This is a genomic window from Sulfitobacter sp. PM12 (assembly GCF_045586035.1).
Lineage (GTDB): Bacteria > Pseudomonadota > Alphaproteobacteria > Rhodobacterales > Rhodobacteraceae > Sulfitobacter > Sulfitobacter pontiacus.
Genome location: NZ_CP151529.1, coordinates 407,260 through 433,240, shown reverse-complemented (window position 1 = coordinate 433,240; position 25,981 = coordinate 407,260). Strand labels below are relative to the sequence as shown.

General features: G+C 57.8%; 26 protein-coding genes. 10 read left to right on the top strand and 16 right to left on the bottom strand.

Annotated elements, in window-relative coordinates:
* Positions 1–4: 4 nt before the first annotated feature.
* Positions 5–1,225, top strand: a complete 1,221-nt coding sequence (locus AADW22_RS02010) for an argininosuccinate synthase (protein ID WP_005850804.1) — start codon at positions 5–7, stop codon at positions 1,223–1,225.
* A 59-nt stretch (positions 1,226–1,284) separates the two neighbouring features.
* Here the strand turns inward: AADW22_RS02010 and AADW22_RS02005 are convergent, their stop codons facing one another.
* From AADW22_RS02005 to AADW22_RS01995, 3 genes are all read right to left on the bottom strand, one after another.
* The gene (locus AADW22_RS02005) at positions 1,285–1,698 is read right to left on the bottom strand and encodes a hypothetical protein (protein WP_005850801.1); all 414 of its coding nucleotides are present in this window, start codon (positions 1,696–1,698) and stop codon (positions 1,285–1,287) included.
* A gap of 89 nt (positions 1,699–1,787) precedes the next feature.
* Positions 1,788–2,480 carry an HAD family hydrolase gene (locus tag AADW22_RS02000; RefSeq protein ID WP_407474144.1) on the bottom strand — a complete coding sequence of 231 codons (693 nt, stop codon included), beginning with the start codon at positions 2,478–2,480 and terminating at the stop codon, positions 1,788–1,790.
* Positions 2,480–3,388, bottom strand: a complete 909-nt coding sequence (locus tag AADW22_RS01995) for a D-amino acid aminotransferase (RefSeq protein WP_243250952.1) — start codon at positions 3,386–3,388, stop codon at positions 2,480–2,482. The genes AADW22_RS02000 and AADW22_RS01995 overlap by 1 nt, the downstream gene beginning before the upstream one ends.
* A gap of 152 nt (positions 3,389–3,540) precedes the next feature.
* Between AADW22_RS01995 and msrA the strand changes: the two genes are divergently transcribed.
* A complete protein-coding gene (gene msrA, locus AADW22_RS01990; protein WP_407474143.1) occupies positions 3,541–4,206 on the top strand; it encodes a peptide-methionine (S)-S-oxide reductase MsrA in 666 nt (221 codons plus the stop codon).
* Positions 4,207–4,232: 26 nt separating this feature from the next.
* Here msrA and AADW22_RS01985 read toward each other — a convergent pair whose 3' ends face one another.
* Together AADW22_RS01985 and AADW22_RS01980 are read right to left on the bottom strand one after the other, a co-directional pair.
* Positions 4,233–5,111: a ribokinase gene (locus AADW22_RS01985; protein ID WP_005850793.1), complete on the bottom strand. Its 879-nt coding sequence runs from the start codon at positions 5,109–5,111 to the stop codon at positions 4,233–4,235.
* Positions 5,108–7,366: an NADP-dependent malic enzyme gene (locus tag AADW22_RS01980; RefSeq protein ID WP_005850791.1), complete on the bottom strand. Its 2,259-nt coding sequence runs from the start codon at positions 7,364–7,366 to the stop codon at positions 5,108–5,110. The genes AADW22_RS01985 and AADW22_RS01980 overlap by 4 nt, the downstream gene beginning before the upstream one ends.
* Before the next feature lie 201 nt (positions 7,367–7,567).
* Here AADW22_RS01980 and mutS point away from each other — a divergent pair, with 201 nt between their 5' ends.
* Complete coding sequence (gene mutS, locus AADW22_RS01975; protein WP_407474567.1) at positions 7,568–10,189, top strand: DNA mismatch repair protein MutS; 2,622 nt, start codon at positions 7,568–7,570, stop codon at positions 10,187–10,189.
* A gap of 62 nt (positions 10,190–10,251) precedes the next feature.
* On the opposite strand, the gene AADW22_RS01970 is transcribed toward mutS, so the two are convergent.
* Complete coding sequence (locus tag AADW22_RS01970) at positions 10,252–10,815, bottom strand: nucleotide exchange factor GrpE (protein WP_005850788.1); 564 nt, start codon at positions 10,813–10,815, stop codon at positions 10,252–10,254.
* A 9-nt stretch (positions 10,816–10,824) separates the two neighbouring features.
* Positions 10,825–11,859 carry a heat-inducible transcriptional repressor HrcA gene (gene hrcA, locus AADW22_RS01965; protein ID WP_005850786.1) on the bottom strand — a complete coding sequence of 345 codons (1,035 nt, stop codon included), beginning with the start codon at positions 11,857–11,859 and terminating at the stop codon, positions 10,825–10,827.
* A 130-nt stretch (positions 11,860–11,989) separates the two neighbouring features.
* On the opposite strand from hrcA, the gene rph reads away from it, so the two are divergent.
* From rph to hemW, 3 genes are read left to right on the top strand one after another with little or no spacing between them, the layout of a single operon-like run.
* Positions 11,990–12,703, top strand: a complete 714-nt coding sequence (gene rph, locus AADW22_RS01960) for a ribonuclease PH (protein WP_037942417.1) — start codon at positions 11,990–11,992, stop codon at positions 12,701–12,703.
* A complete protein-coding gene (rdgB, locus tag AADW22_RS01955) occupies positions 12,700–13,311 on the top strand; it encodes an RdgB/HAM1 family non-canonical purine NTP pyrophosphatase (RefSeq protein WP_407474142.1) in 612 nt (203 codons plus the stop codon). Before rph ends, rdgB begins: the two co-directional genes overlap by 4 nt.
* Complete coding sequence (gene hemW, locus AADW22_RS01950) at positions 13,304–14,461, top strand: radical SAM family heme chaperone HemW (protein ID WP_407474141.1); 1,158 nt, start codon at positions 13,304–13,306, stop codon at positions 14,459–14,461. The genes rdgB and hemW overlap by 8 nt, the downstream gene beginning before the upstream one ends.
* Here hemW and AADW22_RS01945 read toward each other — a convergent pair.
* The 7 genes from AADW22_RS01945 to AADW22_RS01915 form a co-directional block, all read right to left on the bottom strand.
* On the bottom strand, positions 14,458–15,345 hold the full coding sequence (locus AADW22_RS01945; protein WP_132997652.1) for a ParB/RepB/Spo0J family partition protein: 888 nt from the start codon (positions 15,343–15,345) through the stop codon (positions 14,458–14,460). The genes hemW and AADW22_RS01945 overlap by 4 nt on opposite strands.
* Before the next feature lie 15 nt (positions 15,346–15,360).
* Positions 15,361–16,161 (bottom strand): ParA family protein, encoded by an 801-nt coding sequence (locus AADW22_RS01940; protein ID WP_005850775.1) that lies wholly within the window; start codon positions 16,159–16,161, stop codon positions 15,361–15,363.
* Positions 16,154–16,762, bottom strand: a complete 609-nt coding sequence (gene rsmG, locus AADW22_RS01935; protein WP_340245136.1) for a 16S rRNA (guanine(527)-N(7))-methyltransferase RsmG — start codon at positions 16,760–16,762, stop codon at positions 16,154–16,156. Before rsmG ends, AADW22_RS01940 begins: the two co-directional genes overlap by 8 nt.
* Entirely contained in the window at positions 16,759–18,621 is a 1,863-nt protein-coding gene (gene mnmG, locus AADW22_RS01930; protein ID WP_407474140.1) for a tRNA uridine-5-carboxymethylaminomethyl(34) synthesis enzyme MnmG, read from the bottom strand. Before mnmG ends, rsmG begins: the two co-directional genes overlap by 4 nt.
* 14 nt (positions 18,622–18,635) lie before the next feature.
* Entirely contained in the window at positions 18,636–19,922 is a 1,287-nt protein-coding gene (gene mnmE / locus AADW22_RS01925; RefSeq protein WP_407474139.1) for a tRNA uridine-5-carboxymethylaminomethyl(34) synthesis GTPase MnmE, read from the bottom strand.
* Positions 19,923–19,952: 30 nt separating this feature from the next.
* Positions 19,953–21,224 carry a transcription termination factor Rho gene (gene rho / locus AADW22_RS01920; protein WP_005850767.1) on the bottom strand — a complete coding sequence of 424 codons (1,272 nt, stop codon included), beginning with the start codon at positions 21,222–21,224 and terminating at the stop codon, positions 19,953–19,955.
* A 123-nt stretch (positions 21,225–21,347) separates the two neighbouring features.
* Positions 21,348–21,797 (bottom strand): CopD family protein, encoded by a 450-nt coding sequence (locus AADW22_RS01915; RefSeq protein ID WP_009825711.1) that lies wholly within the window; start codon positions 21,795–21,797, stop codon positions 21,348–21,350.
* A 404-nt stretch (positions 21,798–22,201) separates the two neighbouring features.
* Between AADW22_RS01915 and AADW22_RS01910 the strand changes: the two genes are divergently transcribed.
* Genes AADW22_RS01910 through dnaQ form a run of 4 tightly spaced genes read left to right on the top strand, consistent with a single transcriptional unit; the run spans position 22,202 to position 24,900 of the window.
* Positions 22,202–22,801, top strand: a complete 600-nt coding sequence (locus AADW22_RS01910) for a Maf family protein (RefSeq protein WP_407474138.1) — start codon at positions 22,202–22,204, stop codon at positions 22,799–22,801.
* Positions 22,798–23,631, top strand: coding sequence for a shikimate dehydrogenase (locus AADW22_RS01905; RefSeq protein ID WP_407474137.1), 834 nt, complete (start codon positions 22,798–22,800; stop codon positions 23,629–23,631). The genes AADW22_RS01910 and AADW22_RS01905 overlap by 4 nt, the downstream gene beginning before the upstream one ends.
* Complete coding sequence (gene coaE / locus AADW22_RS01900; RefSeq protein ID WP_184583687.1) at positions 23,631–24,221, top strand: dephospho-CoA kinase; 591 nt, start codon at positions 23,631–23,633, stop codon at positions 24,219–24,221. Before AADW22_RS01905 ends, coaE begins: the two co-directional genes overlap by 1 nt.
* Positions 24,214–24,900, top strand: a complete 687-nt coding sequence (gene dnaQ / locus AADW22_RS01895; RefSeq protein WP_005850757.1) for a DNA polymerase III subunit epsilon — start codon at positions 24,214–24,216, stop codon at positions 24,898–24,900. Before coaE ends, dnaQ begins: the two co-directional genes overlap by 8 nt.
* On the opposite strand, the gene secB is transcribed toward dnaQ, so the two are convergent.
* The gene (gene secB / locus AADW22_RS01890; RefSeq protein ID WP_005850756.1) at positions 24,897–25,388 is read right to left on the bottom strand and encodes a protein-export chaperone SecB; all 492 of its coding nucleotides are present in this window, start codon (positions 25,386–25,388) and stop codon (positions 24,897–24,899) included. The two genes, dnaQ and secB, sit on opposite strands and share 4 nt — an antisense overlap.
* Positions 25,389–25,477: 89 nt before the next feature.
* The gene (locus AADW22_RS01885) at positions 25,478–25,972 is read right to left on the bottom strand and encodes an FxsA family protein (protein WP_009825706.1); all 495 of its coding nucleotides are present in this window, start codon (positions 25,970–25,972) and stop codon (positions 25,478–25,480) included.
* Positions 25,973–25,981 lie beyond the last annotated feature (9 nt).

Sequence of the window (25,981 nt, the reverse complement as noted above, 5' to 3'; positions counted from 1 at the left end):
CATCATGTCCGCGCCCAAAAAAGTTGTGCTCGCCTATTCTGGTGGGCTTGATACCTCGATCATCCTGAAATGGCTGCAAACCGAATATGGCTGCGAGGTGGTTACCTTTACCGCTGACCTCGGCCAAGGCGAAGAGCTTGAGCCCGCCCGCGCCAAAGCTGAAATGATGGGCGCATCCGAGATTTACGTGGAAGACGTGCGCGAAGAATTCGTGCGCGATTTCGTCTTCCCCATGTTCCGCGCCAATGCGGTCTACGAAGGCCTATACCTGTTGGGCACCTCCATCGCGCGCCCTCTGATTTCCAAGCGCCTTGTTGAAATCGCCGCCGAAACCGGCGCCGACGCCGTTGCGCACGGCGCGACAGGCAAGGGCAACGATCAGGTTCGTTTCGAATTGGCGGCCTACGCGCTGAACCCCGACATCAAGGTGATCGCGCCATGGCGGGAATGGGACCTGTCCAGCCGGACTAAATTGATCGAATTTGCCGAAAAACATCAGATCCCCGTGGCGAAGGACAAACGTGGTGAAGCGCCGTTTAGCGTGGACGCGAACCTGCTGCACACCTCTTCGGAAGGCAAAGTGCTGGAGGATCCGGCCGTGGACGCGCCCGACTATGTGTACCAGCGCACCGTCTCGCCAGAGCAAGCACCGGATACGCCCGAGTATGTAGAGATCGGGTTTGAACGTGGCGATGCGGTAAGCATCAACGGCGAAGCCATGTCGCCCGCGACACTTCTGGCTAAATTAAACGAACTTGGCGGCAAACATGGCTGCGGGCGCCTTGACCTTGTCGAGGGTCGTTTTGTCGGGATGAAATCCCGCGGTATTTACGAAACGCCGGGCGGCACCTTGCTGCTTGAAGCACACCGCGGGATCGAATCAATCACTCTGGACCGTGGGGCGATGCACCTGAAGGACGAGCTGATGCCGCGCTATGCGGAGCTGATCTATAACGGCTTCTGGTACAGCCCCGAGCGCACCATGCTGCAAGCGGCGATTGATGCCTCGCAAACCCATGTAACCGGTACAGTTCGACTGAAATTGTACAAAGGCCACGTGCGTACAGTCGGGCGCTGGTCGGATCATTCGCTGTATTCCGAAGCCCACGTGACATTTGAAGATGACGCTGGTGCCTATGATCAAAAAGACGCAGCGGGCTTCATTCAGCTGAACGCGCTGCGCCTCAAGCTCTTGGCCGCACGCGATAAGCGCCTCAAAGGGTAAACAAAGAAGGCCCGGACAGGGGGATATTCTGTCCGGGCCTTCTCTTGGGTTAGAACGGTTTACTCTGCAGTAATAACCGTCATCACCAATTTACCGTCTGGCTTGATCGGGCCGTCTTCTTTGGCGCCCAATGTGTATTCAAAGCCGCCGGTTTTCATGCCGCCCTCTTCGGAGTGGACCATGAGCATCAACATATCGCCGGATTTCACCTCTTCTTGCAGAATGGCGGCAACGTCGACGTTTTCACCGGCACGCAGAGGCGCGTAGCCGACAACGGGGCCGGGTTTCATCTCGGCATCTGTGCGGTGAACGACCATCCAGCCATTTTCAGTTGCCATCACCTTATCGGCGCTGACCACACCGTTGGATACATCTTGATCCATCGCTTCGACCATCGCGTTGCTGTGTGCGGCGGCGAAGGCTGTACCCGTGGCAAGCGTGAGAGCCAGAGCGGTTGCTGTAAACATCTTCATGTTAAATCTCCTTGTTGCGTGGTTCTTCCTGATAATTCACGCAACATGAGATGATTTAGTTTCGATAAATCGAAGATTTTTACCCGAAATCACCTAAGCCGTTGATCATAAAGCTTCTGATAATGAGGAAGTGCTTTGGCACACAGCGCTTCTGCGGCAGGTTCAAGCCTGGGCAACGGCCCCTCTGCCCCTGCAAAACCGGTGCTTTTGTGCACGGCACCATACCAATGTGAGGCCCAGATACCATCTTCGGCACGTGGGCCAGCCGCCCAGGATAGCATTGCCGGATCGAAGGGCAGGTTGATGGCATCACAGAGTTTACGCAACATGCCTTCGGGGTCCGCGCGAATATCAGCGGAATCGATGACCAGCCCACCGATTTTATCGTACAGCGCGGTCTGTTGGCCATAGCCGATATCATTAAAACTCGGCGCTTCCCGTTTCGCGGTATAGCTCGCGATCACGCGGGCGGGGTGGCGTATCAGGTGGATATGCACGCAGCCCTCTGCCCAATCCATTGGAAACCCGTCAAGCATATGATGGGGCATGTGTTTCATGTAGCGATGCGGCGTGCCCGGCTCTGCGCAGCGCGCCGCGACGCTTGAGGGGTCGCATTCATGGCCCGCGATAATTTCATCTTTCATCGGATGATCGGCACCGGTAGCCTTGAGATACGGCGCATAGAACGGTTCATCCATTGCGGTGAAATCGGCGCGGTTGCCGAAGCTATACATCATCGCCGTGCTCAGATTGCGCGGGCCGGACCACATTGCGATACGCATCAGGCACATTCCTTTGCGATCAGGTCTTTGTACAAACCGCGCAGCTTTTTTGTTACCGGCCCCATGTCGCCCGTGCCAATCTGACGGCCGTCGATCATCGCGACAGGTGTTTGCGCCCCGAATGTGCCGGTCAAGAAGGCCTCGTCAGCACCATAGGTGTCGACCAATGAATAATTCCTTTCGAAACACGGGATATCATTGGCGCGACACAGGTCGATGACCTTCTGACGGGTGATTCCATTCATGCAGTAATCGCCGGTGCTGGTCCAAACCTCCCCCTTGCGGACGATGAAAAAGTTACAGGCGTTTGTTGTATTCACGAAACCGTTAATATCCAGCATCAGCCCTTCGTCGGCACCCGCTTTTTCCGCGGCAATACACGCGAGAATACAGTTCAATTTGGAATGACTATTCAGCTTTGGGTCCTGCGTCATCGGCAGCCCGCGCAGATGCGGTACTGTCGCCAGCCGGATCGGGCGCGGCATATTCGGGCGCGAGTGTTCCATAATGATCGTGATGGTGGGGCCCGATTGCGACAGCGACGGGTGCTGGAAGGGCCGCGTTTTTAGCCCCCGGGTGATCATCAGGCGCGCGTGGGCATCAGTGGTCATGCCATTGGCTTTTTGCGTCTCTAACAAGGCTAAAATCAGGGCGTCACGCGTCATCCCGATATCAAGGTCAATGGCTTTGGACGCCTCGAACAGGCGGTCAAAATGATCGTCTAGAAAGGCCCATGTACCATCATACAGCCGCAGCCCTTCCCAGATGCCGTCGCCCAGCATGAAACCGCTGTCATAGACGCTGACCACGGCCTGTGCCTTGGGGACAATCTGACCGTTTAAATAGATCAAAATGTCTTCATTGCGGGCATCTTCTTCGGCTTGGTGCGTGGTGACGTGGGTTTGCATCAAATTGCTCCTTCTTTGGGGCTGACGCTAAGAACTTCGTGCCGCGGGGCCAAGGGTGAAACCGACATCACTTGGCCGTGACATCACGGGCACCTGAGTTGCGTCGCGCAAACATTGCGGTCACCGTCAGGCAAAACAAAGGAGAGTATTCCATGGGATTTGCCGCAAACATGCGCATGATCGCGTTAAGCGCTGCCATTGGTCTGGGCCTTGCAGCACAGGCGACAACCGCAAAAGCCGCCGGAACAGAGACGCTTTTGGTCGCGGGCGGCTGCTTTTGGTGCGTTGAAGCGGACTTTGAAAGCGTTAAGGGCGTGAAAGAGGTCGTATCGGGTTTTGCAGGCGGAAGCGTGAAAAACCCCACCTATAAACAGGTCGTCGCCGGCGGCACCGGGCACTATGAAGCGGCGCAGATCCAGTATGATCCGGCGGTGGTGTCTGCGGACCAGTTGCTGTCGATGTTCTTCCGGTCGGTTGATCCAACGGACGCGGGCGGGCAATTCTGCGACCGCGGCGATAGCTACCGCACCGCGATTTTTGCCGACGGTAACGGGCAGAAGGCCGCTGCAGAAAAGGCCAAGGCCGATGCGCAGGCCGCTTTGGGCAAGACCGTCGTAACCCCGATCTTGGGCAAAGCCGCGTTCTACCCCGCCGATGCCTACCATCAGGATTACTACAAAAGCGACGAACGTCTGGCCTTTACCAGCGTCGGCTTGGGTGTGAAGAAATCCGTCGCCTACAAGCGCTATCGCAACGGCTGCGGGCGCGACCAGCGCGTGAAACAACTTTGGGGTAGCGCTGCGCCCTTCGCGAAATAACGTTAACCCCGCGTTAATCGCGAGCGTTAATCTTCGTCAAAACCGTGATCCTGGATATCTTTGAGGTCCGGGATCACATCCGCTGTCCCTTGCCGTGTGACCATCAAGGCGCCAGCTTGCATTGCCAGCGCAATCGCATCCGGCATCGACAGTTTGCGGTCCAAGGCGGCGATCAGATAGCCGGTAAACGTGTCCCCCGCCCCCGTGGTATCGATGGCTTTGACCGGATAGGCCGGAAAGCTTTGCACCGTTTTCGCCTTGTTAGAGACCCATTTGCACCCCTCAGCGCCCAAGGTCACGATAATATCGTCGATCGGCAGCGCGTCGATGCGGGCGCCTGTGGTTTTCTCAAGCGCCTCTGCCTCGACCTCGTTCAACACCAGCAGATCGATGTCGGGTAGAACCTGCGCCACGATTTCAGCATCAAAGGGCGCGGCGGCATAAGCGACGCGCAGGCCCAGAGTATGCGCGGTCTGCGCGGCAAAGCGTTGGCCCAGGGTTTCGTTTTGCATCAGCAGAAAATCACCGGGCGATGCCTCTGCCAGGGCGGCCCCGATCATCTGGGTGGTGATCTGGTGATTGGCCCCTGAAAACAACACGATAGAGTTTTCGCCATCCTCGGCCACGCAGATATTCGCGTGACCGGTGGCCGTGTCGATCATGCTGATATGCTGCGTTTCAACGCCGTATTCCAGCAAGCGGTCCACGGTCCATTTCCCATCCGGCCCCACGGCGCCGATATGCATAACGCGCGTTCCGGCGCGGGCGGCGGCGACCGACATATTGGCCCCCTTCCCGCCCAACCCTTGCCGGAAATCATGCGCTGCAATCGTTTCCCCCGGCGCCGGCAGATGCCGCAGATAGTAGAAATTATCCGCGTTGATAGAGCCGAGGTTCCAGATCATTCGCCGACCTTGCAGGCCGCCAGAATAGCCATGTTCAGGATGTCATTCGCGGTGGATGTGGTCGAACAGATCTGGATCGACTTGTCCAACCCCGTCAGGATCGGGCCGATTACTGTGGCGCCAGCCATTTCCTGCATCAATTTGACCGAGATACTGGCCGAATGCCGCGCCGGTACGACGAGTATATTCGCAGGCCCTGTCAGCCGCGAGAACGGATAGTTCTTCTGGCTTTCGGCATTCAGCGCCACATCCACGGTCATTTCGCCTTCGTATTCGAAATCGACCCCGCGTGCGTCCAGCACATCTGGGGCACGCTGCATCTTTTCTGCGCGCTCGGAAACCGGATAGCCAAAGGTAGAGAAGCTAACGAAGGCAACCCGCGGCTCAAGCCCCATGTGACGGGCGACCTTGGCCCCTTTTTCAGCAATATTCGCAAGGTCTTCTTCGTTCGGCCATTCATGCACCAGCGTATCGCCGATGAACACGATCCGCCCCTTGTGCAGCAGCGCAGTGATCCCGACGGCGCCGTGTTTTGCATTGGCATCGAACACGTGGTTCAGCCGTTCAAGCACATGGGCGGATTTGCGGGTTGCACCGGTCACCAGACCATCGCCATGCCCGTGCGCCAACATCAGCGCGGCAAAGACGTGGCGGTCACGGGCGGCCAGACGGTGGATATCCTTGCTGTCCGACCCTTTGCGCTGCAAGCGATTGTAAAGGAATGACTTATACGTCTCCAGGTGCTGGGTATTGGCCGCATTCACGACCTCAAGCTCGCGGTAGGCATCCTCCATCCCCGCCGCCGTCAGCTTGGCCTTTACGTCGTCGGCACGCCCGACGACCAGCGCCTTGCCCAGACCGGAGCGTTGATACATCACCGCAGCTCGCAGAACCTTGGGGTCATCCCCTTCGGCAAAGATCATCCGCGCCTGATTAGCACGGGCACGGGCGTTGATCCCGCGCAGGATATTCGCCGTCGGGTCCATCCGCGACTTCAGGCTCAGCTCGTAGGCATCCATATCGATGATCGGGCGCCGCGCGGCGCCGGTGTCCATACCTGCACGTGCAACAGCAGGCGGAATACGATGGATCAGACGCGGATCGAACGGCGTCGGGATGATATAATCCCGACCAAAGCTCAGGTTCTTGCCATAGGCCAGCGCCACTTCGTCCGGCACATCCTCGCGTGCCAGATCGGCCAAAGCGTGGGCGCAGGCGATCTTCATCTCGTCGTTGATGGCGCGGGCGTGGATATCCAGCGCCCCGCGGAACAGGTAGGGAAAGCCCAAAACGTTGTTAACCTGATTGGGGTAATCGCTGCGGCCTGTGGCGACAATCGCATCGGGGCGCACCTCGTGCGCTTCCTCCGGCGTGATTTCAGGATCGGGGTTCGCCATTGCGAAGATCACCGGATTATCCGCCATGCTGGCGACCATCGCGGGCGTCACCGCCCCTTTGACCGACACACCCAGGAACACATCCGCGTTCTTCATCGCCTCTTCCAGCGTGCGCAGTTCGGTCTGCGCGGCATGGGCCGACTTCCACTGGTTCATGCCCTCGGTGCGGCCCTGATAGATCACACCTTTTGTATCGCACATGATACAATTGTTATGCTTGGCCCCCATCGCCTTGAGCAGTTCAAGACAGGCGATCCCCGCCGCCCCCGCACCGTTCAACACGATCTGCACATCTTCGATCTTCTTGCCCGAAATGCGCAAGGCGTTCAGCAAACCGGCAGCACAGATCACCGCGGTGCCGTGCTGGTCGTCGTGAAAGACGGGAATATCCATCTCTTCTTTCAGACGCTGTTCGATGATGAAACATTCCGGCGCCTTGATATCCTCAAGGTTGATCCCGCCGAACGTCGGCCCCATCAGCTTGACCGCGTTAATGAACGCCTCGGGGTCTTCGGTGTCCAGCTCGACGTCGATCGAATTCACGTCGGCGAACCGTTTGAACAGCACCGACTTGCCCTCCATCACCGGTTTCGACGCCAGCGCACCAAGGTTGCCCAAGCCCAAAACAGCAGTGCCGTTGGAAATCACTGCAACCATATTGCCCTTGTTGGTATAGTCATATGCCAGCTCGGGATTTTCGGCGATCGCTTCACAGGGAACGGCAACACCGGGGGAATAGGCGAGGCTCAGATCCCGCTGGGTCGTCATCGGGACGGTTGCGGTGATTTCGAACTTGCCCGGCGTGGGTTCAAGGTGAAAGGCGAGCGCCTCTTCGGACGTGATGCGGTTTTTGGTCACTAGAACGGCTTTCCTCATGGTTTCCCGCTTGATATCGCCGATCGGCCCCTCACACAATCATGATGGCGCTCACGGTTTGCACGACGTCGCGGCGACGCCTCGCGTGCAAAGCCGGTCCGCCCTTTCGTCCGGAGGCGCGGTTTTGTACACAACGTTAACTCGAACCGGGGGCGCAGGGTGACCGAAGAAAAAATCACGCCAATGATGGCGCAATATCTAGAGCTGAAATCCCAGTACGCCGAAGCGCTGCTGTTCTACCGCATGGGCGATTTCTACGAGATGTTCTTTGACGATGCCGTCGCCGCGGCTGAAGCACTGGATATCGCGCTGACCAAACGGGGCAAACACGGGGGCGAAGACATCCCCATGTGCGGCGTTCCGGTGCATGCCGCCGAAGGGTATTTGCTGACGCTGATCCGCAAGGGCTTCCGCGTGGCGGTCTGCGAACAGATGGAAAGCCCGGCGGAGGCGAAGAAACGCGGCTATAAATCCGTGGTCAAACGCGATGTCGTGCGGCTGGTCACCCCCGGCACATTGACCGAGGAATCTCTGCTCGAAGCGCGGCGCCACAACTATCTGGCCGCATTTGCAGAGGTCCGCGATGGTCATGCGCTGGCTTGGGTCGATATTTCGACCGGTGCGTTTCACGTGATGCCCCTGACCCTGTCGCGCCTTGGCCCCGAACTGGCCCGCCTGTCCCCGTCAGAGCTGATCGTGTCAGAAGCGAAAGAGGCTGATTTACGCGAATTAGTCTCTGATTTCGACATCGCGCTGACCCCTATCGCACGCTCTGCCTTTGACAGCAGCAGCGCTGAAAAACGGGTCTGCGATCTGTTCGGCATCGGGTCGCTCGACGCCTTCGGCAGTTTTGAACGCGCCGATATCTCGGCCATGGGCGCGATCATCGACTATCTCGAGATTACACAGAAGGGCAAACTCCCCCTCCTGCGCCCGCCGCAGAAAGAGGCCGAGGCCCGCAGCGTGCAGATCGACGCTGCCACACGTCGCAATCTTGAACTGACACATGCGCTGACCGGTGGTCGCGCCGGTACGCTGTTGTCCGTCATGGACAAGACAGTGACCGCCGGTGGCGCCCGGCTGCTGGAACGGCGTATTTCGTCACCTTCCCGTGTGTTAGAGACGATTCAATCCCGTCTGGACGCCATCAGCTTTGCCTATGACACACCGTCGATCCGCAATGACATCCGCCAGCATCTGCGCAACGTCCCTGATCTGGACCGCGCCCTGTCGCGCCTGTCGCTGGACCGTGGCGGCCCCCGTGACCTTGCCGCCATCCGCAACGGCCTGACCGAAGCCAGCCATCTGGCCGGCAAGATGCAAGCCGCCGCCCTGCCCGATCTGCTGGCGCAGGCCGCCAAAGGGCTTACCGGCCATGACAGCCTGATTGATCTGCTCGACGATGCGCTGATTGCCGAACCACCCCTGCTGGCCCGCGACGGCGGCTTTATCGCGCCGGGGTATGACGCAGAGCTGGACGAGGTGCGCACCCTGCGGGACGAAGGCCGCAGCGTCATTGCCCAGATGCAGCAGGATTTCATCTCGCTCACCGGTATCTCGACGTTGAAGATCAAACACAACAACGTGCTTGGGTATTTCGCCGAAGTCACAGCGACCCACGCCGAGAAAATGCTGTCGGCGCCGCTGTCCGATACCTTTATCCACCGTCAGACCACCGCCAATCAGGTCCGTTTCACAACCGTGGAACTGTCCGAGATGGAGACAAAGATCCTCAACGCGGGCAACCACGCGCTGGAGATTGAAAAGCGGCTCTACGAAACGTTGAAACGCGCCATTCTGGATCACTCCGGCCCGATCGGTGTCGCCTCGGCTGGATTGGCCGAGATTGATCTGGCCGCGGGTCTGGCCGATCTGGCGCAGTCCGAAAACTGGGTGAAACCCCGCGTCGATAATTCACGTGCCTTCGACATTCAGGGGGGCCGCCATCCGGTCGTGGAACGCGCCTTGGCCCAGCAATCCGGCAGCCCCTTTATCGCCAACGATTGCACCCTGTCGGCCGATGGCGACAACGCGAATATCTGGCTGCTGACCGGCCCTAACATGGCGGGTAAATCGACCTTCCTGCGGCAGAATGCGATCATCGCCCTGATGGCGCAAATGGGCAGCTACGTGCCTGCCGCCACCGCGCACATCGGCCTGATCAGCCAGATTTTCAGCCGTGTCGGCGCCTCTGACGATCTGGCACGAGGCCGTTCCACTTTTATGGTCGAAATGGTCGAAACCGCCGCAATCCTCAATCAGGCGGACGACCGCGCGCTTGTGATCCTGGATGAAATCGGGCGCGGCACGGCGACCTATGACGGCTTGTCCATCGCTTGGGCCACGCTGGAACACCTGCATGATATCAACCGCTCTCGCGCTTTGTTCGCGACGCACTACCATGAAATGACCGCGCTTTCGAACAAGCTGGGCGGGGTCGATAACGCCACCGTCGCGGTCAAGGAATGGGACGGAGAGGTGATCTTCCTGCACGAGGTCCGCAAAGGCGCCGCCGATCGGTCCTACGGTGTGCAGGTCGCGCAATTGGCCGGCTTGCCGCCTTCCGTCATCGCGCGCGCACGCGTCGTGCTTGAAGCGTTGGAAAAGGGCGAACGCGAAGGCGGCGCGACGCAGAAAACCCTGATCGACGACCTGCCCCTGTTTGCCGTGGCACCGGCACCTGCGCCTCAACCAAAACAAAGCTCCAAGCTCGAAGAAACGCTGGCCGAAATTATCCCCGACGAGCTCTCTCCACGTGAAGCGCTCGACCTGCTCTATAAATTGAAAGAGGCGGCCAAAACCTGACCGCCTCCCTCACTTCCAAATGGTGTTAAATCCTCCCCGAAGGGCCGCTCTATCCCGGGCGTTTACCCTGCGGGGGTAGAGGAAACGCCAACCTGCGCCGGACGCAGCAGACGGTCGTGCAACATGAAACCTTCGGCGGCGACCTGGATGATATCGCCTGCTTTGGTGTCTGGCACGGGCGCCTCGAACATCGCCTGATGATGCTGCGGATCGAACTTGTCACCCACTGCGGGCGAGATAACTTCAATGCCGTGCTTCTTGAACACGCTCAGCAACTCGCGCATCGTCAGTTCGATCCCTTCCAGCAATGGGCCGGAAATAGTGCGCTGCTCTTCTGTAGCGGCTTCCAGGGCGCGTTTCATATTGTCGTAGACCGGCAGCATGTCGCGCGCCAGTTTCGACCCGCCATAGTTTTCCGCCTCGCGACGGTCCTTGTCGGATCGTTTGCGCGCGTTCTCTGCGTCGGCCAGGGCCCGCATGAAACGGTCTTTCAGCTGGTCACGCTCGGCACGCAATTCGTCCAGTTCCAGCGCTTCGTCGTCAATTTCGGACATCTCGTCGGCATAGGCTTCGGCCTCTGCGTCATCGATATCATCCAGAAATTCGTTCTCTTTCGGCTCTGCCATAATTCACCTCTAGCTGCGGTTCGAAATTAGCTTTCCAACCAGCTGCGCCGTGTAATTCACAATCGGCACGATACGTCCATAATTAAGGCGCGTGGGGCCGATCACACCGACCGCCCCGATCACCTTACGATCAGCGTTCATATAAGGGGAAACGACCAGAGAGGAACCCGAAAGTGAAAAAAGTTTATTCTCAGAACCAATAAAAATGCGCACACCGTCGCCCGCGTCGGCCAATTCAAGGAATTCCGCGATATCGCGCTTGCGTTCAAGGTCGTCAAACAGCTGGCGGATCAATTCGACGTTCTCGGCCTCGCCTTCGGTGTTGATCAGATTCGACCGTCCACGCACGATCAGCCGCTCGGGGGATTCCCCTTCGCCCTGCCACAGCGCCAGACCGCTTTCTACAAGCTGCTGCGCCAGAACATCGATCTGCTGGCGCCGCTGGCTGATCTCATGCGCGATGGTGCGCTGCAATTCCGAGATGGTTTTCCCCTCGACCAGCGCATTCAGGAAATTCGCGGCTTCACGCATGCTGCTGGGGGTCTGGCCCGGCGGCGGTGTGAACAGCCGGTTCTCCACGTGACCGTCGGAAAAGACCAGAACGACCAGCGCCCTATCGTGAGACAGTGAAACAAATTCGATATGTTTGATCGGCGCCTCGTGCTTGGGCGTCAGCACAAGCGAGGCGCCCTGGGTCACGCCGGACAGCGCCGACCCCACCCGATCAAGAATGCCGCTGACATCGGCGTTGTTGCTGCCAACGGTCGCGTCGATCTTTTCACGGTCCGTCTCGGTTGGATCGCCGATCTCGATCATGCCGTCGACGAACATGCGCAGCCCCATCTGCGTCGGGATACGACCGGCGCTGACATGGGGGCTGCCGAGCAGGCCCATATATTCAAGATCCTGCATCACATTACGGATCGTCGCCGCACTGACCTTTTCGCTGAAATCACGGGTCAGCGTGCGCGACCCCACGGGATCGCCATTCGCCAGATAGCCTTCGACCACGCGGCGGAACACCTCGCGCGAGCGGTCGTTCATCTCGTCTAAAACTGTAGGTGTTTTGTCCATAGTGGGAGAAGTATGTGCGACAGGGGGCAAACGTCAATCGGGGTTGCATCGCGCAGCAACGCAGAGTTATCCCCAATGGCAAATGGAAAAGGAAATACCTATGCGCCCCTCTGGTCGGAAACTTGACGAACTGCGTGCCGTATCGATTGAAACGGGATTCACCAAACACGCCGAAGGATCGGCCCTGATCAAGATGGGCGACACCCATGTGCTGTGTACCGCCACGATCGAGGACCGCGTGCCACCCTTTATCAAGGGCTCCGGTCTGGGCTGGGTCACGGCAGAATACGGCATGCTGCCCCGTGCCACCAACACCCGTATGCGCCGCGAGGCGGCCATGGGCAAACAAGGGGGCCGTACCGTTGAAATTCAACGCCTTATCGGCCGCGCCCTGCGCGCCGGCGTGGATCGTAGCGCCTTGGGCGAACGTCAGATCACCATCGACTGTGACGTGCTGCAGGCCGACGGCGGCACGCGTTGTGCCTCTATCACGGGGGGTTGGGTCGCGTTGAAACTGGCGGTGAACAAGCTGATGAAGGCCGGCGACGTGGTCAGCGACCCGCTGGTCGATCCGGTCGCCGCGATCAGCTGCGGCATCTATGCGGGCCAGCCGGTGCTTGACCTTGATTACCCCGAGGATTCCGAAGCAGGCGTCGACGGTAACTTTATTATGACCGGCAGCGGCAAACTGATCGAGATCCAGATGAGCGCCGAAGGCTCCACCTATTCGCGCGACCAGATGAACCAGCTGATGGACCTCGCCGAAAAAGGCGTGGCAGAGCTGGTCGAGAAGCAAAAGGCAGCCACCGCATGACCCGTAAATTCACCGGCGATCAGATCCTGGTCGCCACCCACAACGCTGGCAAGCTGCAGGAAATGACCGAGCTTTTCGCCCCCTTCGGCGTCACCGTCAAAGGGGCAGCCGAGATGAACCTGGGCGAGCCGGAGGAAACCGAAAGCACTTTCATCGGCAACGCTCGCATCAAAGCACGTGCGGCGGTCGCGGCAACGGGCCTTCCCGCGCTTGCAGATGACTCCGGGATCGAGGTCGAAGCGCTGGACAATGCCCCCGGCGTCTATACCGCCGATTGGTCGGAAACGCCCAACGGCCGCGATTTCGTCATGGCAATGACCAAGACCCACAGGTTGCTGGAAGAGGCAAACGCCCCCCACCCGCGCCGCGCGCGGTTCTGCGCGACATTGGTTTTGGTCTGGCCCGACGGGCACGAGGAAATTTTTGAAGGCCGCGTGAACGGCACGCTTGTCTGGCCGATCCGCGGCGACGTCGGTCACGGCTATGACCCGATGTTCCAACCCGACGGGCACGAACAGACCTTTGGCGAAATGTCCGCCGACGCCAAGAACGCAATCAGCCACCGTGCGGACGCTTTCGCCAAACTGATCTCTGCCTGCTTTGACTGAGGATTGGCGCCAGGGGGGCTTTGGCCTTTATATCCATTGGCCGTTTTGCGAGGCGAAGTGCCCCTATTGTGACTTTAACAGCCATGTTAGTCGCACAATCGACCAACGGGCCTGGCGCGATGCCTATCTGGCAGAGCTTGAACGCGGCGCCGCCCAAACCCAAGGGCGCGTCTTGAACGCCGTCTTTTTCGGCGGTGGCACCCCCAGCCTGATGGACCCCGATGTCGTCGCTGATGTCATCGCCGCGATCCGTCGACTGTGGCCCACGGCGAATGATCTGGAAATCACGCTCGAGGCGAACCCCGGTTCGGTTGAGGCCGACCGTTTTGCCGCCTTCCGTCAGGCGGGCGTCAACCGCATTTCAATGGGGATACAGGCCCTGAATGATGCGGACCTGAAACGTCTGGGCCGCATCCATACGGTTGACGAAGGGCTTGCCGCTTTTGACATCGCCCGCAACACCTTTGAACGCGTCAGCTTTGATCTGATCTATGGCCGCCAGAACCAGGGTTTGGCCGACTGGCGGACCGAGCTGAAACAGGCCCTATCCCTAGCAATAGACCATATGTCGCTGTATCAACTGACCATCGAACAAGGCACCGCATTTGGCGATCGCTATGCGGTGGGAAAGCTACGCGGGCTGCCCAGCGATGATCTTGGTGCCGATATGTATGCGGCCACTCAGGATATTTGCGGCGAGATGGGCATGCCCTCTTACGAGGTATCGAACCACGCCCGCGACGGGGCGCAATCGCGGCACAATCTGATCTACTGGCGCTACGGTGATTATCTTGGCATCGGTCCAGGGGCCCACGGGCGCCTGACCCAAAACGGCAATCGTTTTGCGACCGAATGTTATAGCAACCCCAAACGCTGGCTTGACGCTGTTGCCAGCGGTGCCACCGAAAAGCCCCGTGAGCTTTTAACGACCGAAGATCAGGGTAGCGAGTTTCTGATGATGGGGCTGCGTCTGAAAGAAGGCGTGGACCTGCGCCGGTACGAGGCGCTTTCCGGCGCACCGCTTTCGACAAAAAAAATCACCCAGATGCAGGACATCGGGATGATTTCTAGGGATAAAGACCAGCTTTATGTAACGGATGAGGGCTTTATGGTGCTAAACGCGATCCTAGCCGAGCTTTTGTCGGATTAAGAAGCCGACAGACGTTGGCAAAGCTCGTCCAGCTCGTCCATTGTCGTGTAGTGCAGCACCATCTGGCCCGCCTCCTGCCCCGGCTTGTGGTTCAGGGTTACCTTCAAACCAAGGTTCGCTGACAGATCCCCTTCAAGCGCGCGGGTATCCGCGTCTTTTTCGCTCGAGGATTTCGCCGCCCGCTTGTTTGGTCCTTCATTCTCGGCTTGCTGCTCTTTCTTGATCAGCGCCTCGGCCGCGCGCACCGACAAGCCGCCGGCGATAATCTGTTTGGCCAGCTTTTCAGGGTTCTTCGACGGCACCAAGGTCCGGGCGTGGCCCGCTGTCAGATCGCCCTGACGCACCATTTCCAGTACATTTTCGGGCAAGTTCAGCAAGCGCAGTAAGTTCGCGATATGACTGCGGCTTTTGCCCAAGGCTTCCGCCATCTTCTCTTGCGTGTGTCCAAAACGGTCCATCAGCTGACGATAGCCCGCCGCTTCCTCGATCGAATTGAGGTCCGCCCGCTGGATGTTCTCGATAATCGCAACTTCGAGAACTTCAACATCGGTGAACTCGCGCACGATGATCGGAAGTTCATGCAGCTGCGCCATCTGCGACGCACGCCAACGGCGTTCACCCGCGACAATTTCGAACGTCCCATCATCGCGGCGGCGTACGATCAGCGGCTGGATAACCCCCTTTTCGCGGATAGAGTTTGCAAGATCATCCAAGTCCTGCGGATCAAACCGCTTGCGCGGCTGCTCCGGATTAGGAGAAATCTTTTCAATAGGAACATACTGTTCCGCCGCGCCTTCTGATGCCACCGTTTGTGTCTCCGCTACGTCCGCCATCAAAGCTGACAATCCTCGACCCAAACCGCGCCGTTTGTCTTTATCTGCCATTGCCTGACCCCTTATTTATACGGCACTATTTGCCAGTACTTCTTTCGCCAGATCGCGGTACGCTTTGGCACCTTTCGACCCGCTATCGTAACTTAGAACCGGCATCGCGTAACTGGGTGCCTCACTGACCCGTACGTTGCGCGGAATAACGGTTCTATATACTAGTTCGCCCAAATTGCTTCGGGCGTCCTGCTCAACCTGTTGCGACAGGTTGTTCCGCTGATCATACATCGTCAGCAAAATTCCTTCGATCCGCAGATCCTTGTTCCCGCTCTGGCGCACTTCGCGGATGGTCAGCATCAACTGCGACAAACCTTCAAGCGCGAAAAACTCGCTTTGCAACGGGACAAGCACCGAATGCGCCGCAATCATCGCGTTCACTGTCAGCAAGTTCAGCGATGGCGGGCAATCAATCAGTATATAATCAAAGGCGTAGCTGTCCATCTGCGTCTGCCGCAGGGCGTCGTGCAGAAGAAAACTACGCTTTTCATTAGCGATCAATTCCATATCTGCGGAACTGAGATCGACAGTGGCGGCAACGATATGCAGGCCTTCTGTCTCGGTCGTCATAATTACTTGATCAAGGTCGATATCCTCAAGCAAAAGCTCGTAGGTTGTAAATTCCCGATCATCCAATTCAATACCCAGACCCGTTGACGCGTTGCCCTGCGGATCAAGGTCAATGACCAGAACGCGCTGCTTCTGCTCAACCAAAGCCGCCGCGAGGTTGATCGTCGTCGTGGTTTTGCCCACCCCACCCTTCTGGTTCGCAATCGCAATAATTTTGGGCCCCGAAGGTCGAGACAGATCAGACATGTTTGATTTCCTTGATCTTAAGAATTGCGGCGGCTGGGTTCGTCTGGCTTTGGATCGCGTCGCAGGTATATGCCCAGGTCTCTCTCGCAGCGGCATCCTCTGCGCGCCAGTTCTCCCCCTTCGGGAAAAGCGCAGTGCCAGAAGGTAAAAGATGGCGATCTGCAAAACCTAGCAAAGCGGTCAAGTCGGACAGGGCCCGCGCGCTTAGAACGTCTGCTTCCAAGGGTTCAAGCGCTTCAATCCTCGCGTTCGCCACCGTAGCGTTCAGCTCAAGCTCCCGAATGGCTGTTCTCAGAAACGCGCATTTACGCTGGTCACTTTCGACTAAGGTGAATTTCGTCGCACGCTTCTCTTGCTGCGACATCAGCGCTACGACAATTGCCGGAAAACCGCCACCGCTTCCAAGATCTACCCAATGGCCCGCATTGGGCGCGTGGGAATAGATTTGTAGAGAATCCAGAATGTGGCGCTCCCACATCTCGGGGACGCTCGGCTTGGAAATCAGATTTATCTTCGCCGTCCATTTCTCGACCAATTGCGAGAAATGCTGAAGCTTCTCCAATGTTTCACGTGAAACATCCTCCTCAAAAGCGCCCATCATGCAGACTTCTTCTGGCTGCCGCGCTTGAGATGAGACAGAAGCAGCGTCAAGGCCGAGGGCGTCATACCGTCAATGCGGGCCGCCTGTGCGAGATTGGTCGGGCGTGTCAGCGACAGCTTCGAGGTAAGCTCATTTGACAGTCCGTCGATGGCTTCATAATCAAAATTCGCGGGAATAACATGCGCCTCATCCTTCTGGAGGAGGTCGATATCCCGTTGCTGACGCGCGATATAGTTTGCATATAGCGCATCCCGCTCGACCTGACGGCGAATTTCGGGTTCTACCGTTTCAAGCGCTGGATTAATCAAGACGATCTGCTCGAATGTCACATCCGGAAATGCCAACAGTTGGAAACCGGTCCGCTTCGTTCCGTCCTGGCTAACCTTGATCCCTGCCGCCTCGATCGCCTTTGATGCATAGGGCGTTTTCGTGAGCTCTGCCATCGCCGCGTCGATCTTGGCCATTTTGGCGTTAAAGTGCGCAACCCGCTCTTGCGATACGCAGCCCAAGGCGATCGCCAACGGCGTGAGGCGCTGGTCAGCGTTATCAGCACGAAGTGACAAACGGAATTCGGCGCGAGAGGTGAACATGCGATAGGGCTCTGTCACTCCCCGGGTGGTCAGGTCATCAATCATCACGCCGATATAGCTATCGGCTCGGCTGAACGTTACCGGCTCTTTACCCTGAGCTGCAAGTGCCGCGTTCAATCCGGCGACCAAACCTTGTGCAGCAGCTTCTTCATAGCCGGTGGTACCGTTGATCTGACCAGCGAGATATAGGCCAGGCACGGTCCTCACGGAAAGCGCGAGGTCAAGGGCGCGGGGGTCAACATAGTCATATTCAATCGCATAACCGGGCTGGATGATTTCTACATTTTCCAACCCAACCATCGACCGCACATAGGCAAGCTGAACATCCTCAGGCAGCGAGGTCGAAATACCATTGGGGTAGATGGTGTGGTCATCGGCGCCCTCAGGCTCCAGGAAAACTTGGTGCGAGGTTTTGTCAGCGAAGCGGACAACTTTATCTTCAATCGACGGGCAGTATCGGGGCCCTACCCCGTCGATGTGCCCCCCGTACATCGCGGAGCGCGACAGGTTATCGCGAATAATTTGATGCGTTTTTTCATTAGTATGCGTAATGCCGCAGGAGATTTGCGGAGCGGACGTCGCCTCTGACAAGAAAGAGAACAAGACAGGCTCATCATCTCCGGGTTGCGATTCCAACTTTTCCCAGTCAATCGTCCGCCCGTCCAAACGCGGTGGCGTCCCGGTCTTCAAGCGTCCGAGTGGTAAGTTGAACGAGTCAATCCGGTTTGCCAGGTCGACGGAGGCTTTATCGCCCATCCGACCGCCGGAGCGCGACACATCCCCAATATGGATGACCCCGCGCAAGAAAGTCCCAGTCGTCAAAACAACCGCAGCCGCAGCGATCTGTTCACCATCGGCAAGAACGGCACCAGAAACCTTACTATTATCGAGAATGAAGTCGGTCACCTCACCCTCTACGATGGTCAGATTCTCTTGGCGTTCGGTCTCGGCCAGCATTTCTTTCCGATAGATAGCACGGTCCGCTTGCGCCCGCGGGCCTTGAACAGCGGGTCCCTTGCGGCGGTTCAAAAGACGGAACTGGATGCCGGCTTTATCCGCGACACGCCCCATAACACCATCCAGCGCGTCAATCTCTCGGACTAGATGTCCCTTACCAAGACCACCGATAGCCGGATTGCAGGACATCACCCCGATCCCGCCGCGCGACATCGTAATCAAAGCAGTATTCGCGCCCATACGCGCGGATGCGTGGGCCGCTTCGGCTCCGGCATGGCCGCCACCGATAACTATCACGTCAAAATGTTTCACGTGAAACACTCCATCTATTTTCCCAAGCAAAAGCTCGAAAAGATTACATCCAGCAGGTTCTCAACGTCAATTCGGCCTACCAGCGCCTCAAGTGCGCGAATCGAATGGCGCAGTTCTTCTGATACTATATCATATTGATCGGGGCCGTGATCCAGAACCAACATCGCAGCGGCTAATCCCTCGGCTGATTTCTGCAATGCAACGCGGTGACGTTCGTGCGTCGCAAGGCCTGCATTCAGGCTTCGCGCGCCAAGAATGGCCTGTATTCTTTCTATAAGCTGCGGTACGCCCTGCCCCGTCACACCAGATATGGCGTTATCCGCGCTATCGCGTAAGTCAGCCTTTGGTCGCAGGACGATATCATCCGCAACTGCGGCGACAGGCAGTTCCTCATCCTCTTCACTCAAAAACACGCGCAGGTCAGCTTGCTCGCCGCGGGTTTTCGCGCGGTCGATCCCGATGGCTTCGACCTCGTCTGCCCCCTCGCGCAAGCCTGCCGTATCCAGCAAGGTCACCGGCAGGCCACCAAGGTCCATCCGGACCTCGATTACGTCGCGCGTCGTACCCGCCACGGCAGAGGTAATCGCCGCGTCGCGCCCCGCCAATGCGTTCAACAAAGTCGATTTCCCAGCATTGGGCCGGCCGATGATCGCGACCTCAAAACCCGTTCGGATACGTTCTGCCGTATGCGTACCGGCGATTTCAGCCAGAATATCGGCGTTCACCGAATTCAGCAGTTCCGTAACCTCGGGCGAGACGTCGACGGGAACGTCTTCATCCGCGAAATCGATGGTCACCTCAAGCAGAGCGGCAGCGCGGATCAATTTTTCGCGCCAGATATCGACCTTTTGACCCAAGTGCCCGGACAAAACGCGCAAGGCTTGTTTTCGCTGGGCTTCGGTCTCTGCCTCGATGAGGTCACCCAAGCCCTCAACCTGTGTGAGGTCCAGCTTGCCATTCTCCATCGCACGGCGGGTAAATTCGCCCGGCTCGGCAAGGCGCGTGCCGTCAAAACCAGAGAGCAGCGCCAGTACCGCACGCACCACCGCGATGCTGCCGTGCAAGTGCAGTTCGACCGTGTCTTCGCCGGTAAAGCTGTTCGGGCCTTCGAAAGTCAGGACAAGGGCACGATCAATGACCTGCCCATCGGCGTCACTAATTTCCCGCACGGCGGCCACCCGCGGGGCGGGCAATGGCTGCGCGATGGTTTCAGCGATAAAAAACGCCTGCGGGCCCGAGATACGAATGACGCAAACACCGGCCCGCCCCTGCGCTGTGGCTTGGGCGAATATCGTATCCATATCATTTAACCCACTGATTTAAGTGAATATTTAGCTATTCATTGAGTCGAAGAAATCGGAGTTTGTCTTGGTTTGCTTCAACTTCCCGATCAGGAATTCAATCGCATCCGTCGTGCCCATCGGGTTCAGAATACGACGCAACACAAAGGTCTTTTGCAGATCGTTTTTGTCGACCAGCAGATCCTCTTTCCGCGTACCGGACTTCAGAATATCGATCGCAGGGAAGACGCGCTTGTCCGCAATCTTGCGATCCAGCACGATTTCAGAGTTACCAGTCCCTTTGAATTCTTCAAAGATCACCTCGTCCATGCGGCTGCCAGTGTCGATCAGCGCGGTGGCGATAATGGTCAGCGACCCACCCTCTTCGATGTTCCGCGCGGCACCGAAGAAACGTTTGGGGCGCTGCAGCGCATTGGCATCAACACCACCGGTCAGAACCTTACCCGACGACGGCACAACAGTGTTGAACGCACGGCCCAGACGGGTGATCGAATCCAGCAAGATCACAACGTCGCGCTTATGCTCGACCAGACGTTTCGCCTTTTCGATGACCATTTCCGACACGGCCACGTGGCGCGTTGCAGGCTCGTCGAAGGTGGAAGAAACAACCTCTCCTTTGACACTACGCTGCATATCAGTGACTTCTTCGGGGCGTTCGTCAATCAGCAGAACGATCAGGTAGCACTCGGGGTGGTTCTGTTCGATCGAATTCGCGATGTTTTGCAGCAGAACCGTTTTACCGGTCCGTGGCGGCGCCACGATCAAGCAGCGCTGGCCCTTACCGATGGGCGATACCAGATCGATGATACGCGAGGACCGGTCCTTGATCGTCGGATCATCCACTTCCATTGTCAGACGTTCATCGGGGTAAAGCGGCGTCAGGTTTTCAAAGGCCACCTTGTGGCGCGCTTTTTCCGGCTCTTCAAAGTTGATCTTGGTGACATCTGTCAGCGCAAAGTACCGCTCCGCATCATCTGGCGCCTTGATCAGCCCTTCGATTGTGTCGCCGGTGCGCAGCGAGTGCTGGCGGATCATCTCGGGCGAGACGTAAATGTCATCGGGGCCCGGCAGATAGTTCGCTTCGGGCGACCGCAGGAAGCCAAAACCGTCCTGCAACACTTCCAGCACACCATCGCCCGAGATTTCCCAGCCTTCATCCGCACGTTCGCGCAGGATCTGGAACATCATTTCGCCTTTACGCATGGTCGATGCGTTTTCGATCTCAAGCTCTTCGGCCATCGCCAGAAGATTCTTGGGCGTCTGCGCCTTTAGATCGGCAAGGTTAAGTGTTTCAGTTGTCATGGAAATATCCTGTTCCGATCCCGGAATGCGGGCGGGTCGTGTCATAAAAATGGGCAGATGTATACGGTCCCCGGACGGGGTGCAGGAAACACATACTCAGAATGGCGGGTTTCGTCAATCAGCTTAGAATTTCACGACGACCGAGAATACAATGATGATCATCAGCAGCGTCGGTACCTCGTTCATGATCCGGTAACGTTTGCCGCTCAGCCGGTTCTCCCCCGCTGCAAAGGCCTTCACACGCCCGACAAGCCACCCGTGGAACCCCGTCATAGCAAATACGCTTGCGCCCTTCGTCCAGGGCCACACAGCGGCCCAGTCGACGATGCCCGGTGTGAACACCAGCGCCAGCCCGAAAATCCAGGTGCCGATCATCGCGGGGCGCATGATCACGGTGGCAAGCTTGAACTCCATCATCTTGAAAAGATCGTGGGTCTGGCCGCTTTGGCCCACCTGCTCTGTATGATGCACGAGAAGCCGCGGCAGATAGAACAACGCCGCCATCCACGAAATGACCGAGATAATATGAAGCGATTTTACCCAAGGATAGGCGATGGCAAGCAAGTCGGTCATGTCACACTCCGGTTGGTGCCTTCTTACTAATATAAATAAGAAAAGAAGAAAGATGATGATGTAAGTAGGGGGATCATTTTCTGTGGATTACTGTTTTGTACCTCGATTTATCCACTTGTGCATGTTGTGAATCCCGTATCGATGATAACTCGGCGCCGCGCGGATAAATTCACCCTTTTTCAAATACTTAAATAAAAAAATTTCAGGGGATAAACTGTGTAGCTTTGTGGATAAGCTTGGGATTAACTCCGTTCAGGGGGGTTGTGATTTATCCTTATGCCGCCCCGTATAAAGCTGGAATTTCCCGCTGGCAGGCAGGGGTTTTCCCGACGCTTTCGCGCACTCTCGCCATTCGGGGGAAAAATCCCTAAGAACTTCCTAGCGTCGCACACAGGTTTATCCCCATGCCCCAACGTTTCATCCTCGCCTCCGGGTCGTCGATCCGGTCACAGCTGCTGCAACAGGCCTGCGTCCCCCATGAGGTGAGCGTGGCGCGCATTGATGAAGAAATGATTAAGATGGCCCTGCTGGCAGAGCAGGCACCCCCCCGCGATATCGCCGATACGCTGGCCGAGATGAAAGCCCGCAAGGTCAGCGACAAGACCCCGGGCGCCTTGGTGATGGGCTGTGATCAGGTGCTCGACCATCGCGGAACGCTGCTGTCAAAACCCGCCACGCCAGACGAGGCGATTGCCCAGCTGAAATCCCTGCGCGGCGATCGCCATAGCTTGCTATCCGCCGCAGTGATCGTCGAGGATGGCAAACCGATCTGGCGTCACGTGGGTCAGGTGCGGCTGCGCATGCGCGACGCGTCCGACAGCTATATAGAAGAGTACGTCGCGCGGAACTGGGACAGTATCCAACATGCGGTCGGTGCCTATAAACTAGAAGAGGAAGGCGTCAGGCTGTTCAGCGGCATTGAAGGCGATTACTTTAATGTCCTAGGGTTACCCCTGCTTGAACTGTTGAATTATCTGACGCTACGGGGGGATCTATCCGCATGAGCTTGGCTAAAATACCGCTGGCAGGTGTGATCGGATCGCCGATTGCCCATTCAAAATCCCCGCAGATCCACGGGCACTGGCTGAAAACGCTCGGGCTGCAAGGGGCCTATATCCCCCTGCACGTCGAACCCGAAGACCTTCGTCAAGTGCTTGAGGCGATGCCGAAAATGGGGTTCATCGGGACCAATGTCACGATCCCCCATAAAGAAGCGGTGATCGAGATCGCAGATATTATTACAGACCGCGCCGCGATGATTGGGGCAGTGAATACGATCACCTTCCGCGCAGACGGTAAAATTCAGGGCGATAATACGGACGGCTACGGGTTTATCGAAAACCTCAAGGCGGGCGCGCCAAACTGGGTGTCGGGTGATGGCCCCGCCTGCGTCTTTGGTGCCGGTGGCGCCGCGCGGGCCGTCATCTCTTCGCTACTGGACGCCGGCGTGCCCGAGATCCTGCTCGCCAATCGCACCCGTGTGCGGGCCGAACGGTTGCGGTCGGTCTTTGGTAACCGCGTGACGGTCTACGACTGGTCGCAGGCGGGGACAATGGTCAGCCATGCCGGCCTCGTGGTGAACACCACATCGCTGGGGATGATCGGAAAATCCGAGCTGCGCGTGCCGCTTGATGGGTTGCGCGCCGATACGGTGGTCACGGATCTGGTATATGCGCCGTTGAAAACCACGCTTCTGGCAACCGCAGAGGCGGCAGGATGCGTCACTGTTGACGGTTTAGGCATGCTTTTGCATCAGGCGGTGCCGGGGTTCGAACGGTGGTTTGGCGCGCGACCGACGGTGGACCATGAAACACGCCTGGCGGCGTTGCGCTGATGTTTCTTCTGGGTCTGACCGGGTCGATCGGTATGGGGAAATCGACCACCGCACAAATGTTCGCTGATCTTGGCTGCGCCGTCTGGGACGCGGATGCCGCCGTGCATCGGCTCTATGCCAAGGGGGGGGCCGCCGTCGCGGCCTTCCAAGAAACGCTACCTGATGCGGTGGTTGCGGGCGAGGTATCGCGGCCCGCACTCAAAAGCCTGATTGATGCGGACCCCACCGTATTGAAAACGATCGAAAGCATTGTGCATCCGCTGGTCGGTGAAGATCGGGCGGCCTTTCTGGCGGAAACAAAGGCCAAGATCGTCGTGCTCGACATCCCGTTGATTTTTGAAACCGGTGGTGACAAACGCATGGATGCGGTGGCCTGTGTCACGGTCTCGGCTGACATCCAGCAAAAGCGCGTGATGGCGCGCGGGACGATGACGCTGGAACAGTTCGAAAACATCCGCGCCAAACAGATGCCAAACGATGAAAAATGCGCTTTGGCCGATTATGTGATTGAAACAGACACCCTGCCCCACGCCCGCGCGCAGGTGGAGGCCGTCATCGACGATATCAAAGGAAAGCTGTCCCATGCGTGAGATCGTACTGGATACGGAAACCACCGGATTCGACCCTGAAAGCGGCGATAGGATCGTTGAAATCGGTGCGGTTGAACTGATGGGTCACGTGGCGACCGGCAATACCTATCACCAATATATCAACCCCGAACGCAGCATGCCCGCCGAAGCCTTCGAAGTGCACGGGCTGGGGGACGACTTTTTGCGCGACAAACCAAAGTTTGCGCAGATCGGGCAGGATTTTCTGGATTTCATCGGTGACTCAAAGCTGGTGATCCACAACGCCGCCTTCGATATCAAGTTTCTGAACGCGGAATTGAAATGGATGGGGCTGCCCCAGATCCCGTGGGAACAGGCGCTTGATACGCTGGCCATCGCGCGCAAACGCTTTCCGGGTTCGCCCGCGTCGTTGGACGCCCTATGCCGCCGCTTTGGCATCGATAACACGTCGCGGACGCTTCACGGTGCTTTGCTTGACAGTGAAATTCTGGCGGATGTCTATCTAGAGCTGATCGGCGGGCGGCAACCGGACTTTGGCCTGTCGACCAAACCGGAAAAGAAAGAGGGCGACACCACCCCCGATTGGACGCCAAAACCGCGCCCGACGCCCCTGCCCTCGCGGATTACCCCGCAAGAGGCCGCCGCCCATACCGAATTTGTCGATAAACTGGGCGACAGCGCTGTGTGGAAGACGCTTTAGGCGTCCGCTTTTTGCGTATTCTCGGCCTGACGGCGCGCGATCTCGTTGCGATACAGCGCAACAAAGTCGATGTTTTCGAGGTTCAGCGGCGGGAAGCCACCGTCGCGGGTCACATCGCTGACAACGCGGCGCAGGAACGGGAAGATCATGCGCGGGCATTCAATCAGCAGGAATGGGTGCATCTGGTCTTCGGGCACGTTTTCAACGTGGAAGATACCGACATAGTCGATTTCCAGCAGGAACAGCGTCGCGTCGCCGCCTTTGGCTTTTGACGTAACCTGAAGCTTGATCGCGGATTCATACTGGTTCTCTGCCGACCGCTTTTTCGCGTCCAGATTGACCTGAACCTGAACGTCGGGCTGTACATCTGTCGGCGCGCCTTTTTGCGCCATGATGTTTTCAAAGGACATATCACGGATGAACTGACCCAGAATGCGCATCTGCGGCTGTGCGGCCTGGGTCGGTTGTGTTGCTTCTTCTTCAGCCATTTAGAGGCTCCTTAAGACAATAAACTCATTTAGTCGGGCTTATCAGATCGCCTTGCCGCGCTCAATGGCCCGCTTCAAATGGCCCGTCGTCAGTGATCGGTCCAGCCAGAGGGGCGTTTGGGCCCGCGGTCCTGTTCCGACAGCTCGTGATACTCGCCATCGATCACATCCCCCTGCATCGGACGATGGGGCTGCGGGCGCCGTGGCCCCGAGGTGCCGCCCATATGGACGCTGCTCACGTTAACCTTGCTGCGTGCAGCTTTGAACGCAGCGGTGCGTACGCCGGGGATCAGCAGGGCAAAGCCCAAGGCATCGGTGAAAAACCCCGGTGTCAGCAGCAACGCGCCGGCAAACAGGATCATCGCGCCATGCACCAGCGGTTCGGTCGGATCACGGACTTCGGACAGGGACGATTTGATCTGGCCAAGTGCCAGCGCACCCTGTGCGCGCATCAGATAGGTGCCGATGATCGCGGTAGAAACAACAATCGCCAGCGTCCAGCCGAGGCCAATTGCCCCACCCACCTGAATGAACAACGTTATTTCTATCAACGGTACGGCAATAAAAGCCAAAAACAGCCACATGGCATGCGT